Origin of the sequence: Achromobacter sp. 77 (assembly GCF_020541125.1) — a bacterium.
Classification (GTDB): Bacteria; Pseudomonadota; Gammaproteobacteria; order Burkholderiales; family Burkholderiaceae_B; genus Achromobacter; species Achromobacter mucicolens.
In genome coordinates, this window is record NZ_CP059848.1 from 338,518 (window position 1) to 351,731 (window position 13,214).

The following is a 13,214-nucleotide window of genomic DNA, read 5'->3' on the forward strand; positions in this document are numbered from 1 at the left end:
ATCGAGCCTCGCGCGTCATCGTGAATGGGGGTCGCGGCGCAACGAGAATCCTTGCGCCGCGTTCATGGCCAGGTAGCTGACGTTGCGCGACACCGTCGGGGGCTTGTCGCCCGCGTGCAAGGCGCGCACCTCGTCCAGCACCATCTTGTCGGCCAGTGTCATGCGGTCGATCATCCGCAGATATTGCATCCAGCTTTCCACCAGGAAGACCTCGCGCCAGACGCCCTCGCGCTCCAGGTCGCGAAACAGCTGCCATTGCTGCGCGCCATTGCGCAGCCGCAACAGGCGCAGCGGCTGGGCGGCATGCAGCAGCGGCGCCAGCTTGTCCGCGTTGATCAGGTATTCCACCGCGACGAGCACCGCGCCGCGCTGCGTGTTGAAGCCGGCGGCGGCCATGGCCGGTTCCGCGTCGTCGGCGCGGGTCAGCGACCGGGCATCCACCTGTTCGGGCAGGCGCGACCGGTACAGCAAGGCCACGGTGACGCCCAGCACGATGCCGGCGGTGGACAGCGCGCCCGACACGCCCATCGTGCCCGCGAAGTGGCCCCACATGAACGATCCCGCCGCCAGGCCGCCGAAGATCGCGGTCTGGTACAGCGCCAGCGCGCGGGCCTTGACCCAGTCGGGCACCAGGAGTTGCACGGTCGTGTTGTAGGTGGCCAGCACGCCGATCCAGCAGCCGCCCGACAGCAGCAGCGCGGGAAACGCGACCCACAAGGTGTTGGTCAGGCCCAGCGCCAGCAGGCAGGCGGCAAGCAGGGCGGCGGCCACGCTGATCAGGCCGCTGGATCCCCAGGCCGCGCGGGCCCGGCGCACCACCACGCTGCCCAGGATGGCGCCCACGCCCAGCGCGCCGAGCATGTAGCCATACAGCAGCGCGCTGCCGCTTTCATGCTCGTGCGCCAAGAGGGGCAGCAGCGCCCAGAGCGCGCTGGCCGACAGGCCAAAAGCGAACGAGCGCAGCATCACCACGCGCGTCACCGTCGAATGCTGCGTGTAGCGCACCGCCGCCACCACGCCTTCGAACAGCCCCTCGGGCGGCAGGCGCCGCACGGGCAGGTCGCGCTTCCAACGCCAGATCGCCCAGATCAGGCTGCCGTAGCAAAAGCAGTTCAAGAGAAAGACCCAGGATGCGCCCATTGCGCCCAGCAGCAGGCCGCCGATGGCGGGGCCCACCGCCCGCGCCACGTTGAAGTTCACGCTGTTCAGCAGCACGGCGCTGCCGACGTGCTCGCGCGGCACCTGTTCGCCCACGGCCGCCTGCCAGGCCGGCGTGACGATGGCGCTGCCGATGGCAATGCAGAACACCGACGCGATCAGCGTGATCGGGTGCAGTAGCCCCGCAAAGGCCAGGATGGTGATGAAGACGCCGCCCGCCAGTTCCAGCAGCATGCCGGCAAGCATGACTTTGCGTCGGTCGTGGTTGTCGGCCAGAACCCCCGTCAGGATCGACAGCGCGACCAGCGGGAAGGCGGCCGCCACCTGGATCATGGCGACCATCAGCGGGCTGCTCTGCTCCGTCGTGATCACCCATGCGGCGGCGACGGATTGCGCCCAGGTGCCCAGGTTGGCAAACAGATTGGCGATCCAGATGACGCGAAAGGCGGGAAAGGAAAAAGGGGAAAGCGTGCTGACCTGCAGGACAGGCGCGGGCGCGGCCGGAGGGGCCGCTGGCAGGTCGGTCGACGCCGAAACGGGCTGCAGCATGGGAGCGTGGCCGGACGCGAGGATCGCGCCCGTTCTGGGCTGGGTCAGGGTCGCTCCATGGTACGCCCAAGCCATGCGTCGGGGGAGGTGGCATGCCCGTTTCCGGTAACCTCCCGGCTGCCCCTGTTTCACTCTTTACGTTTGCTGATTCAATGACCCTGACTTTCAATGGGCGCGCGTTCGCCGCCCTGCTTGCCGTGACCGCCGTGCTGGCGCTGATCGCCACTTTCGGCACGCCCTATCCCTTCCTGCGGGGTTTCGTGGGCGACGTGGTGGCGGTGGGCTGGGCCTACCTGCTGTACCGCAGCTTTATCCGCGCGCGCGTGTTGCCGCTGGCCCTGGCGGCGCTGTTCACCGGGTATGCGGTGGAGTTCGCGCAGTACCTGGGCCGCCAATTCGGATGGCGCATCGAGCAGCCGGTGCTGCGCGTCGTGTTCGGCAGTGTGCCGGACTGGTGGGACGTGCTGGCCTATACCGTGGGCTTTGTCGTGGTGCTGGCGCTTGCCGGCGGCCTTGCGCGACGGGAGCGGCGCGCCGTGCTGCAAAATGCCCGGATGCAGGCCAGCCTGCGCGCAAGACGCTGAACGGGGCGGGGCCGGCTGGACGCCGGCCCCACGGGCACGACCTGATTCTTAACCGGCTTGGCAGACCGTGTCGTCGCGTTGCGCGCGCACGGCGGGCGCGGCTGCGCGCAGCGGTTGCAGGCGGGCATTGCGGAACGGTGCCAGCAACTCCGACCAGGAAGAAGGAAACAGCGGCGTCGCGTGGCGCACGGCATCGCGGCGGGCGTAATGGGTGAGCAACTGCTGGCCGATCGGGGCGTCTCCCAGGGGATGGCGGGTATTCATGGTATTTCCGTATTGCGTTGATATTGTATTCATTGTACGGCGTTCGTGCCTCGGGGTCCAGTTGGCCTCGATCAGCACAAATGCTTGATATGCATGAAACTGTCCCTGATTAAGGGTGTGACTTCGGGATTGCCCTAGCAGCCCAAAAGAGTAGACGGTATACAATGTTCATCATGCCCGGGCTTCGATAGGCCTGGAATTTCTCCCACTGGACCTGGAGCGAGTCATGGCAGAACTGATGAACCGAGATGAATTCCGCACGGCGCTGGAAAACGCAATCAAGGGCAAGAGCGCAAACGCGTCGCCCTTTTCCATCGCCTGGGCCGAAGGTAAGCTGAGCCGCGAGCACCTTTCGCGCTGGGCCGAAAACCACTATCACTACGTCGGCCCCTTCGCCGATTACCTGGGCTACCTGTACGCCCGCACGCCGGACACCTACACCGAGGCCAAGGATTTCCTCTTGGCCAACATGTATGAAGAGGAAATCGGCGGCGACCGCCACACCGACCTGCTGATCCGCTTTGCCGAAGCCTGCGGCACCACGCGCGAACGGGTCACCAATCCGGACAACATGTCGCCCACGACCCGCGCGCTGCAGAGCTGGTGTTATGCCGTGGCCATGCGCGAGGATCCGATCGTGGCGGTGGCCGGCCTGGTGGTGGGACTGGAATCGCAGGTGCCGTCCATCTACCGCAAGCAGACGCCGACCCTGCGCGAGAAGTACGGCTTCACGGACGAGGAAGTCGAATTCTTCGACCTGCACATCGTCTCCGACGAGATCCACGGCGAACGCGGCTACCAGATCGTGCTCGAGCACGCCAACACGGTGGACCTGCAACAGCGCTGCCTGAAGATCTGCGAGATCGGGGCGCAGATGCGGTTGCTCTACACCACGGCGCTCTATACCGACTACGTGCAGGACGAGATCAAGCTGCCCGAACTGGGCCTTGCCGCCTGATCGTGCATGCCCGCCCGGCACGCCCGGGCGGGGGCCGTACCGCAGAACCTGGACGAAGACCTCATGCCTACCGTTGTGTTTCATAAAGGCGGCCAGACCTACACCGATGTGGTGAAGGACAACACCAACCTGGTGGTGCGGGCCGGCATCAAGCAGTTTCCGTTTCCGCATCTGCGCTACGAATGCGGCATGGGCAAGTGCGCCAAGTGCGCCTGCCGCATCATCGCCGGGGCCGAACATCTGCCGCCAGTGAACTGGAAAGAAAAGAAGCAGCTGGGCGAACGCGTCGAGCAGGGCTACCGGCTGGCGTGCCAGCTCTGGCTGAACAGCGACATCGAGTTGACCCAGGACGTGGAGGCATGATGGCGCAGGATTCGACCTATGTGATCCTGACCTCCAAGCCCGGCATCTTCCGCACCGAGGCGGGCGAGGGCGCGGACATCATCGAGACCTATGACTACGTGTTCTACGGGCGCGCGCTGGCCGTTTTCAGCATCGCCCGCCTGGACCGCGAGATCAAGCTGGTCGTCACCGAGGAAACGCCGCCCTACGTGGTCAACCACGTGCCGTCCAAGTTTCTGGAGAAGTTCTCGTCGGTGGACGCGGCCCGCAAGGAGCTCGCGCACCTGACGCGTTTTGGCAGCATGGCGTCGACGCTGACGCTGCGGTCCGGCGTGCGCGCCACGGAGCACTGACGACATGGTTCAGATCACGTTCATATCCAACGGCGGCAAGGTCGCCACCGCGCCGGAGAACAGCAACCTGCTGCGCGTGTCGCTCAAGGAGAAGGGCGGCATCCCGTTCAAGTGCGGGGGCGGCCTGTGCGGCACCTGCAAGTGCCGGATCGAGGAAGGGCTGGAAAACACCGACGCCATCAAGCCCAAGGAGCGCAAGCACCTGCGGCCCGAGGACTTCGAGGCCGGCTACCGCATGGCCTGCCAGACCTTCGTGAATGGCGACGTCAAGGTGTCGTGGGTGGTGCAGAACGGCAAGGGCATCGTAGTGGACGCGGCGTCCGGCCCGGTGGAAGCGTCCCCGGCATGAATGAGGCCGGCGCCTGAGTGCGCCGGCGCTCGGCAATCAGGCCACGGAGGCCTGCTGCGGCGGCTGCTGGGCCTCGGCGTAAGCCTTGGCGGCATTGTGCACATGCTGGCTGGCCAAGAGCGCTGCCAGATCGCCATTGCCGGCGATGACGGCGTTCAGGATCTGCGAATGGTCGTCCCAGTTCTGTTTGGCCCGGCGCATGTTGCTGGGCGCGAACAGCAGCGCGGTGCGGTCGCGCAGCGAACGCATCAGGTCGGTCAGCACCACGTTGCCGCCGATCGTGGCCAGCATTTCATGAAACTGCGAGTTCAGCGCCAGGAACTTGTCCAGCTTCTCTTCGCGCGCGGCCTCGGTGCCCTCGCGCAGGAAGGCCTGCAGGCGCTCGACCGTTTTCTCGTCGCGGCGCTGCGCGGCCAGCTTGGCGTTCAAGCCTTCCAGTGTGGCGCGCACTTCCACCATGTCGTAGGCCACGGCATCCGACAGCACCGACACGGACGCGCCGCGGCGCGGCTCGATCGTGACCAGGCCTTCGGCGGCCAGCGCGCGCAGCGCCTCGCGCACCGGGATGCGGGACACGCCCATTTCCTCGGACAGGCGGCCTTCGACCAGGCGGTCGCCGGGGGTGAATTCGCCGCTCAGGATGCGTTCGCGCAGCTTGTCGCGGATGACGGCAAACAACTGCGGATGCTGCTCGCCGATCTTCAGCGGGGAGGAGTGCTGCGTCTCTGCGGCTTGCGGACTGACGGGGGAGGTTGTCATGGCGAGCAGGTTTGGCGTAATGGATACAGTCTCCATTGTATTACCGGGTGTCGCCGGCCGTCGCCGGTGGCGTGCCGCATCAGTGCACCCAGAATGTCTTGACCAGCACCCCCACCGCGCCCATGGCGCAGGCCGCGAGCAGCACGCCGCGCACGGCGCGGGGTGGCAGCAGGGTGCGCAGCCGGTTGGAGACCGCAAAACCGGCCAGCAGAAATGGCGCCAGGCTAAGCGCCAGGCCCACGTGATAACCCGTGTAGCGCTTGGCCAACGCCAGCATGGCCAGCGAAAAAATGGATCCCAGAAAAAGCACCATCCCCAGGGTGGCGCGCAGCCGCGGCGGGGCGGCATGCTGCAGCACGATGGCAATGGGCGGCGCGCCCACCGAGGTCATCGTGCCCATGATGCCGGAGGCGACGCCCGCGCCGGACACCCGGCCGGGCGTCGCGGAAAACCGCAGGCCCGCCACGCTCAGCCCCACGGCGGCCAGGATCATGCAGGCAAAGAGGACGCCCAGCGCCTGCGGGGCGAAGCGCGCCATGGCGTAGATGGCGATCAGGGTGCCGACGGCCCGGCCGGCCAACGCGTACGAGACGGCCGGCCAATCGATGGCGGCGCGCTCGCGCAGGGCGGTCAACAGCGAGATGAAGCCGCCCAGTGTCAAAAGCGGTCCGGGCGCGAGCTGCGGAAAGAACATCGCCGCAACGGGCGCGGCGAACATCGCAAATCCCACCCCGCCGACGCCCTGCGCCACGGCGGCGCCAAACACCACGGCAGCCATGGCGGCGTAATGCCACGCATCCGGGAAAGACAGGGAAGACAGCATGCGTCGGACTTTGTAATTTATGTATACGATAGTCTATCCAGGAAATCGCACTCGGCCAGGCAAATCCTGAAAATTAAGGGTAATCCCTTGATTTTTCGCCCAAAAGGTGTCCGAAAACGGCACTATCGATTTCCCTAGGCGGCGCATATTTCGATTGGTATGGCCTTCAACGAAATATAGTATACCGAGTGTGGCGACCCAACAGCCACGCATACAAGGGGAATAGCGCATGCAATCCGACGTCGTGCTCACTGCGGCTCATTGGATTTACCTGATCAGCGTGGCCGCCATCATCCTGACGATGATCCTGCGCGCCAATGTCGTGGTGCCATCGGTCATCGGCACGTTTCTGGTGGTGCTGGCGATCACGGGCAATCCGATCAGCGCGCTGATCGGCATCTTTTCGGCCAGCTTTGTCGCCGCCAAGGAGCTCTTCAACATCTTTCTGGTCATCACGTTCATGACGGCGCTGCTCAACGCGCTCAAGACGCTTCAGGCGGACGTGCGCATGGTGCAGCCGTTCCGGCGGGTCATGCGGGGCGGGCATTCGTCCTTCGTGATCATCGCCCTCTGTACCTACGTGATCTCGCTGTTCTTCTGGCCCACGCCCGCCGTGCCGCTGGTGTCCGCCATCCTGCTGCCCGCGGCCATTGCCGCCGGGTTGCCGCCGCTGGCCGGCGCCATGGCCATCGCCATCGCGGGCCAGGGCATGGCCCTGTCTTCCGACTACGTCATCGGCGTGGCGCCCAGCATCAGCGCCAAGGCGGCGGGGGCGGCCGTCAGCGCGGCGGTGGTGGCAGACCGCGCGCTCGTGCTGTCGCTGATCACCGGCGGGATCGCGCTGGTGGCTGCCTATCTGCTGGTGCGCCGCCAGATCGTGCCGGCCGATCCGGCCCTGTTGTCGGCCTGGCAGGCCCGCGCGCAGGACGGCAGCCTGGCGAAGATCGAACAGGCCGGCTCGTTCGACAAGGCGGAACTCGCGCGTGGCACGATGGGCGCCGATCCGGCCTTGCCCAGCGGCCCGGTGCTGAGTGAAGAAGAGCGCCGCCGCGTGCGCTGGTCCAAGGTGTTCGCCGTGGTGACGCCGCTGGCGTTCCTGGCCGTGATCGGGGTGATGGTGCTGCCGCGTCTCTTTCCGTCGCTGCCTGCGCTGCGCGGCGGCGATGCGGCGGCGCTGGTGGGCGGCGTGGCGTTCGTGGTCATGATGCTGGTGACCCTGGCGGCCGAGGGCCCGCGCAAGATGCTGGACGTCTGCCCCGAGCACGTGACCGACGGCTTCGTGTTCGCCTTCAAGGCAATGGGCTCGGTCCTGCCGATTGCCGGCTTCTTCTTCGTGGGCGCCCACGAGACGGCCGCCCAGATCCTGGGCGTGCCGCCGGCGCAGGCCCCCGGCCTGCTGTTCGAAGTCATTTCGGCAGCCCAGCACCTGATCCCCGAGAACCACTTCCTGGTCGCCTTCGGCGTGCTCCTGGTCGGCATGATCACCGGCATCGACGGCTCGGGCTTTGCCGGGCTGCCGCTCACCGGCACGCTGTCCGGCGCGCTGGGCCCGGTGGTGGGCGTGGACCCCGCCACGTTGGCGGCGGTGGGGCAGATGGGCGCGGTGTGGACGGGCGGGGGCACGCTGATTGCCTGGTCGTCGTTGATCGCCGTGGCGGGGTTCGCGCGGGTCAACGTGTTGTCGCTCGTTCGCGCGCTGTTGCTACCGGTGCTGCTTGCGCTGTTCGTTTCGACCACCTGCGCGGTGCTGATCTGGCGTTGATGTTCAGCGCGCGCATGGGGAAAGGCTCCCGCGAGGGAGCCTTTTTGCTGCCGGATCGGGTGGGGTTTCCACTGATCGTCGCGCAGTGATTAAAGTATACAATGTTCTGAACTTAGCCCGACCGCCTCACGCCCGGCCACGCCGGACCCAACTCAAGGAAGCGCTCCCGTGGACGATCTCTCGCAGCAAGCCTTTTTGAACTACATCGGCGGCCAGTGGACGCCCAGCGGCACGGGCAAGACCGCGCCCAACCGTAATCCGGCCGACACCGACGACGTCGTGGGCCACTTTCAGGTGTCCGGCGCCGACGACGCCCGGCAGGCCGTGCACGCCGCCGAGGCCGCCTTTGCCGCGTGGCGCGACACGCCGATCTCCAAGCGCGCGGCCATCCTGTTCCGGGCCGCGCAGCATCTGGAAGACAACGCCGATTCCATTGCGCGCGAACTGACCCGCGAAGAGGGCAAGGGCGTGAACCTGGCCAAGGACGAGGTGCTGCGCTCGGCGCAGACGATCCGCTTCTACGCCGTCGAGGGACAGTCCTTCACGGGCGAGACCTTCGTCAACGACGACCCGGACATGATCGTCTACAGCCAGCGCGAGCCGCTGGGCGTGGTGACCGTGATCTCGCCGTGGAATTTCCCCATCTCGATCCCGGCGCGCAAGATTGCGCCCGCGCTCATCATGGGCAACACGGTGGTGTTCAAGCCGTCTTCCGACGCGCCGATGTCGGGCTATCGCCTGACCGAAGCGTTCGTGCGCGCCGGTCTGCCGGCCGGGGTGCTGAACTTCCTGACCGGCCCGGCGGGCGCGGTGGGCGAAGCCATCACGGGGGCGCCCCAGGTCCGCGCCATTTCGTTCACCGGCTCGACTGCCGCCGGCGAGCAGATTCACCGGACCGCTGGGCTGACCACCCGCACGCAGATGGAACTGGGCGGCAAGAATCCGTTGATCGTGCTGGCCGATGCCGACCTGGACCGGGCCGTGGACCTGGCGGTCAAGGGAGGCTTCTCGCTGAGCGGCCAGGCCTGCACGGGCACCAGCCGCGTGCTGGTCGATCGCAAGGTCAGCCAGGCCTACACGGAAAAGCTGCTGGCCAAGATCCGCACGCTGACCATCGGCAACGGCCTTGAAGGCAACTTCGACCTGGGCCCGCTGGCCACCGCCCGGCAGCTGGACAACGTGCTGGGCTACATCGAATTGGGCAAGGAGGAAGCCACACACCTGCATGGCGGCGACCGCCTGACCGGTCCCGGCTTTGACCGCGGGTACTACGTGACGCCCGCGCTCTTTGCCGGCGTGACCCAACAGATGCGCATCGCCCGCGAGGAAATCTTCGGGCCCGTGATCGCGCTGATCGAGGTCGGCGGCTATGAAGACGCCATCGCCCAGGCCAACGACACGGAATATGGCCTGTCGGCCGCCATCGCCACCACCGACGCGCGCTACGCGCACCGCTTCGCCCGGGACATCCAGGCGGGCACCGTCAAGATCAACCGCACCACCACCGGCAATCTGATCAACGCGCCGTTCGGCGGCCTGAAGCATTCCAGCACGTCCACGTTCCGCGAGTCGGGCCGCGTGGGCCTGGAGTTCTACACCCAGATCAAGACCGTCTACCGCGCCGGCTGACGGCCCATCCCCCACCCGAGGTTTTGCACATGAAACAGATCTATCGCCTGGAACTCGAAGAAGCGCGCGTCATGGTGCGCGCCGCCATCGCCAAGTCGCAGGAGATCGGCGTCCTGGAATCGATCTGCATTGTGGACGATGGCGGCTATCCGATCGCGCTGGAGCGCATGGACGGCGCGCGCATCACCGGTCCGCAGATCGCCTGGAACAAGGCCTTCACCGCCGCCGGCCACAAGCGCTCGACCCACCTGTTCAACACCCCGCCGAATGGCCCGGCGCTGCCCGGCAACGAAGCCTTCGGCATCCAGTGGAGCTTTGACGGCAAGTTCGCGGTGTTCGTCGGCGGTTTCCCCATCGTCGTGAACGGCGAGGTGATCGGCGGCGTGGGCCTGAGCGGCGGCAACGGCGAGCAGGACACCAAAGCCGGCCTGGCGGCGCTGGCCGCGCTGGGCGAACTGCTGGAGCCGCGCGGCATGAAGGTGCTGGTCGAGGCGGACATCAAGAAATAGGCGAGGGCGCCATGGCATACCGCGTGCACATTCTGGAAACCGAGACCGCCTTCGAGGTCGAAGAAGGCGAAACCGTGCTGCAGGCCGCCGAGCGGTCATCGGTGAAGCTGCCGCATGAATGCACGTTCGGCGGCTGCGGCACCTGCCGCATCAAGCTGGAATCGGGCGCGGTGCGCTACGACGAATTCCCCATGGCGCTGACCCCTGAAGAGGCCGAACAGGGTTTTGCCCTGGCCTGCCAGGCGCGTCCGGCCGGCGACTTGTGCATCAGCGTGGCCAGCAGCCGGCAGGTTTTTCCCGATCCCCGCCGCATCCCCGCCACGATCCACCGCATCCATCGCTTCTGCGACGATGTCGTGCACCTGACGCTGGCGCTGCCTGAGGCGCTGGACTACGTGCCCGGCCAGTACATGAACGTGGTGCTGCCCGACGGCGAGACGCGCAGTTTCTCCATGGCCTCGGCGCCCGCGGGCAACCTGATCGACTTTCACGTGCGGCGCATTCCCGGCGGCCGCTACACGGACCAGTGGCTGGGGCAGGCGGCAGCGGGCGCGCCCGTGGAGATCGAGGCGCCGCTGGGCGTCTTCAGCTACCACGAGGAAGATTGGCGCCCGCTCATCATGATGGCCACGGGAACCGGCATTGCGCCGATCAAGGCGATCCTCGAATCGCTGCTGGACAACGAGGACTGCCCGCCCGTGACGCTGTATTGGGGCATGCGCACCGAAGCCGACCTGTACCTGCGCGACGAGATCGAAAGCTGGGCGTCCCGCCTGTACGAATTCAACTTCGTGCCCGTGCTGTCGCGCGCGGGGGCCGATTGGCAGGGGCGTCGCGGCTATGTGCAGGAGGCCGTCCTGGCCGATCATGACGACCTGTCCGAGCACGCCTTCTATCTATGCGGCGCGCCCGAAATGATCCGCCAGGCCCAAAGCCTGCTGGCCGAACGGGGCGCCAGCCTGGATCACCTGTACGCCGACAGCTTCACCTTCCAGCACGCGTTGGCCGCCGCCTGAGCGGCGGGCTAGCGATACACCAGCACCGGCAGCCGCGTGCGCGCCAGCACGCGCTGCGTCTCGCTGCCCAGCAGAAAGCCCGTCATCCCGTGCCGCCCGTGCGAGCCCATTACGATGAGGTCGCACCCGGTCTTCTGCGCGGTCTCGACAATGGCCTCGTGCGGATGGTCGTTCACCATGACGATCGCTTCACAAGGCACGAGCGCGTGCCGCGCCTCGGTCTCAAGTCCGTCCAGATACGCTTGCGCATTCCGGCGCGCCTGGTCGGTGTGGTGCCCTTCGGTTGTGCCCAGCATCTCGGCCTGATAGACCAGCAGATGGTCTTCCGGAATGGCGCGCAGCAGGGTGATGGTGGCGCCCATTTCCTTGGCGAAAACGAGCGCGCGCTTGAATGCCGACTCGGACAGCAGCGAACCGTCCACGGCGATGAGCAAGTGCCTGTACATGTTGCCTCTCCTTTAGGAAAAGGAATGTCCAGCAACGGCGAATCCAGTATAGGCCCCTGGGCGAACGCAAACCAGCGTGCAAAAGGACGAGCCGCGAGCGCGCCGGTGTCTGACACCGTTCATCTTCCGGCAGTGCTTCCAAACCGCCGGCGTTAGGCATATATTGACCGGGCGATATCCGGCGGTTCCCTCCTGGCTTGTGGCGTCTTGCTGTGTGCGGAGAACGGAAATGCGGCGACTGCAAAAGTGGTTCATCGGCCTGATGTGCCTGGGGCTGTCCCTCTGTTTTCCCGCCTTGGCGCAGACCAAGCTCAGCAACGCGCAGCTCGATCAGCTCATGGCGCCCGTGGCGCTGTACCCGGACGCGCTGCTGTCGCAAATCCTAATGGGGTCCACGTACCCGGACGACATCGCGGCCGCCGCCAAATGGTCGGCCGCGCACACCGATCAGTCCGGCGACGACGCCGTGCGCGCCGTGGACGCCGAAACCTGGGATCCCAGCGTCAAGTCGTTGGTCGCCTTTCCCTCGGTCATGGACATGATGGGCCGCGAGCCTGGCTGGGTGAAGTCCGTGGGCGACGCTTTCCTGGCGCAACCCGAGGCCGTGATGGACGCCGTCCAGCGGCTGCGCACGCAGGCGCAAAAGGCAGGCAATCTGAAAAGCACGCCGCAGCAGACGGTCAAGAACACCACCGCCAACGAGAAGACCGTGGTGGTGATCGAACCGGCCGATCCGCAGGTGGTCTATGTGCCCAGTTACAACCCCACGGTCGTCTACGGCACGTGGGCTTATCCGTCATACCCCCCTTATTACTATCCGCCGCCGCCGGGCTCGGTGTTCGGGAGCGCGCTTGTGGCCGGCATTGGCTTCGGCGTGGGCGTGGCGGCGATCAATTCGTTGTGGGGCGACGCCAACTGGGGGCACGGCGACGTTGATATCGATGTGGACCGCTACAACAACATCAACGTCAACAATCGCATCGACCGCAACAACGTGAACAGCAACCGGGCCACCTGGCAGCACAACGCCGCCAACCGGGGCAACGCGCCGTATGCGGACTCGGCCAGCCGCCAGCGGTTTGACAGCCAGCGGCAGGCGGGGCTGCAGAGCCGGGCCCAGTCGGGCGGCGCAGGGGCCCGGACGACGGGCACGGCGCCCGCCGCGGGGTCTCGCGACGCCGCGCGGCAGCGGGCGGCGCAGTCCTTCGAGGGCCGCACCGGGCAGCCCATTGCGGGGCATGGCGGGGCGGATGGTTCGCGCGGCCAGGGCGCGGCGCGGGGCGACGGCGCGGCGGGCCGGGGGCAGGGACCGCAAGCGGGGCAGGGCGCGCGGGATCGCAGTTCCAGCGTGTCGACCCAGAACCGTCCGCAGGATCGCGGCGCCAGCGTCTCCACCCAGAACCGTCCGCAGGATCGCGGCGCCAGCATATCGACCGGCAGCGTCTCCACGCAGGACCGCCAGGCGGCGGCACAGCGCCAGCGCGCCGACGAAGCGGCCGCGCGCGACCGGGCGCGGGCATCGAACAGCCAGAACGCCCTCTCCGGGGCGGGCGACGGCGACCGCATGCGGCAGCAGAACCAGCGCGGCGAGATGAGCCGCGGCGGCGGCGGACAACGCAGCACTGGCGCCAGCGCACCTCACCGCAGCGGTGGCGCAGGCGCCCCGCGCGGCGGCGGGGGCGGCCGTGGCGGTGGCGGCGGCCGGAGATAAGC

The 13,214-nt window shown here is 67.0% G+C and carries 15 protein-coding genes; 10 read left to right on the plus strand and 5 right to left on the minus strand.

From position 1 onward, the window contains the following. Positions 1-15: 15 nt before the first annotated feature. A complete protein-coding gene (locus H4P35_RS01530; RefSeq protein ID WP_226847786.1) occupies positions 16-1,707 on the minus strand; it encodes an MFS transporter in 1,692 nt (563 codons plus the stop codon). A gap of 152 nt (positions 1,708-1,859) precedes the next feature. Between H4P35_RS01530 and H4P35_RS01535 the strand changes: the two genes are divergently transcribed. Beyond that, positions 1,860-2,291, plus strand: coding sequence for a DUF2809 domain-containing protein (locus H4P35_RS01535; protein WP_226847787.1), 432 nt, complete (start codon positions 1,860-1,862; stop codon positions 2,289-2,291). Positions 2,292-2,339: 48 nt separating this feature from the next. On the opposite strand, the gene H4P35_RS01540 is transcribed toward H4P35_RS01535, so the two are convergent. Next, positions 2,340-2,555: a hypothetical protein gene (locus tag H4P35_RS01540; protein ID WP_063953026.1), complete on the minus strand. Its 216-nt coding sequence runs from the start codon at positions 2,553-2,555 to the stop codon at positions 2,340-2,342. Positions 2,556-2,781: 226 nt separating this feature from the next. On the opposite strand from H4P35_RS01540, the gene H4P35_RS01545 reads away from it, so the two are divergent. From H4P35_RS01545 to H4P35_RS01560, 4 genes are all read left to right on the plus strand, one after another. Next, positions 2,782-3,513, plus strand: coding sequence for a TenA family transcriptional regulator (locus H4P35_RS01545; RefSeq protein WP_056319353.1), 732 nt, complete (start codon positions 2,782-2,784; stop codon positions 3,511-3,513). Positions 3,514-3,576: 63 nt separating this feature from the next. Then, positions 3,577-3,876: a 2Fe-2S iron-sulfur cluster-binding protein gene (locus H4P35_RS01550; protein WP_056319481.1), complete on the plus strand. Its 300-nt coding sequence runs from the start codon at positions 3,577-3,579 to the stop codon at positions 3,874-3,876. Next, positions 3,873-4,208 (plus strand): hypothetical protein, encoded by a 336-nt coding sequence (locus H4P35_RS01555; protein ID WP_063953027.1) that lies wholly within the window; start codon positions 3,873-3,875, stop codon positions 4,206-4,208. Before H4P35_RS01550 ends, H4P35_RS01555 begins: the two co-directional genes overlap by 4 nt. A 4-nt stretch (positions 4,209-4,212) precedes the next feature. Further along, complete coding sequence (locus H4P35_RS01560) at positions 4,213-4,557, plus strand: 2Fe-2S iron-sulfur cluster-binding protein (RefSeq protein WP_056319348.1); 345 nt, start codon at positions 4,213-4,215, stop codon at positions 4,555-4,557. Between the two features lie 36 nt (positions 4,558-4,593). Here the strand turns inward: H4P35_RS01560 and H4P35_RS01565 are convergent, their stop codons facing one another. Then, a complete protein-coding gene (locus tag H4P35_RS01565; RefSeq protein WP_056319346.1) occupies positions 4,594-5,316 on the minus strand; it encodes a GntR family transcriptional regulator in 723 nt (240 codons plus the stop codon). Positions 5,317-5,395: 79 nt separating this feature from the next. Beyond that, positions 5,396-6,139: a sulfite exporter TauE/SafE family protein gene (locus H4P35_RS01570; protein WP_226847788.1), complete on the minus strand. Its 744-nt coding sequence runs from the start codon at positions 6,137-6,139 to the stop codon at positions 5,396-5,398. A gap of 229 nt (positions 6,140-6,368) precedes the next feature. Between H4P35_RS01570 and H4P35_RS01575 the strand changes: the two genes are divergently transcribed. The 4 genes from H4P35_RS01575 (at position 6,369) to H4P35_RS01590 (ending at position 11,055) form a co-directional block, all read left to right on the plus strand. Next, the gene (locus H4P35_RS01575) at positions 6,369-7,901 is read left to right on the plus strand and encodes a hypothetical protein (protein ID WP_056319341.1); all 1,533 of its coding nucleotides are present in this window, start codon (positions 6,369-6,371) and stop codon (positions 7,899-7,901) included. Between the two features lie 168 nt (positions 7,902-8,069). Then, positions 8,070-9,530 carry an aldehyde dehydrogenase family protein gene (locus tag H4P35_RS01580; protein ID WP_226847789.1) on the plus strand — a complete coding sequence of 487 codons (1,461 nt, stop codon included), beginning with the start codon at positions 8,070-8,072 and terminating at the stop codon, positions 9,528-9,530. Between the two features lie 29 nt (positions 9,531-9,559). Then, positions 9,560-10,039, plus strand: a complete 480-nt coding sequence (locus H4P35_RS01585; protein WP_056319338.1) for a heme-binding protein — start codon at positions 9,560-9,562, stop codon at positions 10,037-10,039. Positions 10,040-10,050: 11 nt separating this feature from the next. Further along, positions 10,051-11,055, plus strand: coding sequence for a 2Fe-2S iron-sulfur cluster-binding protein (locus H4P35_RS01590; protein WP_226847790.1), 1,005 nt, complete (start codon positions 10,051-10,053; stop codon positions 11,053-11,055). Positions 11,056-11,063: 8 nt separating this feature from the next. On the opposite strand, the gene H4P35_RS01595 is transcribed toward H4P35_RS01590, so the two are convergent. Beyond that, complete coding sequence (locus tag H4P35_RS01595) at positions 11,064-11,501, minus strand: universal stress protein (protein WP_056319334.1); 438 nt, start codon at positions 11,499-11,501, stop codon at positions 11,064-11,066. Positions 11,502-11,730: 229 nt separating this feature from the next. Between H4P35_RS01595 and H4P35_RS01600 the strand changes: the two genes are divergently transcribed. Next, positions 11,731-13,212: a DUF3300 domain-containing protein gene (locus H4P35_RS01600; RefSeq protein WP_226847791.1), complete on the plus strand. Its 1,482-nt coding sequence runs from the start codon at positions 11,731-11,733 to the stop codon at positions 13,210-13,212. The last annotated feature ends 2 nt before the right edge of the window (positions 13,213-13,214 follow it).

Excerpts from the sequence above, each read along its gene's own strand:
- H4P35_RS01570 (WP_226847788.1), bottom strand. The coding sequence starts at position 6,139 with ATGCTGTCTTCCCTGTCTTTCCCGGATGCGTGGCATTACGCCGCCATG.
- H4P35_RS01560 (WP_056319348.1), top strand. The coding sequence starts at position 4,213 with ATGGTTCAGATCACGTTCATATCCAACGGCGGCAAGGTCGCCACCGCG.
- H4P35_RS01550 (WP_056319481.1), top strand. The coding sequence starts at position 3,577 with ATGCCTACCGTTGTGTTTCATAAAGGCGGCCAGACCTACACCGATGTG.
- H4P35_RS01545 (WP_056319353.1), top strand. The coding sequence starts at position 2,782 with ATGGCAGAACTGATGAACCGAGATGAATTCCGCACGGCGCTGGAAAAC.
- H4P35_RS01535 (WP_226847787.1), top strand. The coding sequence starts at position 1,860 with ATGACCCTGACTTTCAATGGGCGCGCGTTCGCCGCCCTGCTTGCCGTG.
- H4P35_RS01555 (WP_063953027.1), top strand. The coding sequence starts at position 3,873 with ATGATGGCGCAGGATTCGACCTATGTGATCCTGACCTCCAAGCCCGGC.
- H4P35_RS01595 (WP_056319334.1), bottom strand. The coding sequence starts at position 11,501 with ATGTACAGGCACTTGCTCATCGCCGTGGACGGTTCGCTGCTGTCCGAG.
- H4P35_RS01565 (WP_056319346.1), bottom strand. The coding sequence starts at position 5,316 with ATGACAACCTCCCCCGTCAGTCCGCAAGCCGCAGAGACGCAGCACTCC.
- H4P35_RS01600 (WP_226847791.1), top strand. The coding sequence starts at position 11,731 with ATGCGGCGACTGCAAAAGTGGTTCATCGGCCTGATGTGCCTGGGGCTG.
- H4P35_RS01540 (WP_063953026.1), bottom strand. The coding sequence starts at position 2,555 with ATGAATACCCGCCATCCCCTGGGAGACGCCCCGATCGGCCAGCAGTTG.
- H4P35_RS01585 (WP_056319338.1), top strand. The coding sequence starts at position 9,560 with ATGAAACAGATCTATCGCCTGGAACTCGAAGAAGCGCGCGTCATGGTG.
- H4P35_RS01575 (WP_056319341.1), top strand. The coding sequence starts at position 6,369 with ATGCAATCCGACGTCGTGCTCACTGCGGCTCATTGGATTTACCTGATC.
- H4P35_RS01530 (WP_226847786.1), bottom strand. The coding sequence starts at position 1,707 with ATGCTGCAGCCCGTTTCGGCGTCGACCGACCTGCCAGCGGCCCCTCCG.
- H4P35_RS01590 (WP_226847790.1), top strand. The coding sequence starts at position 10,051 with ATGGCATACCGCGTGCACATTCTGGAAACCGAGACCGCCTTCGAGGTC.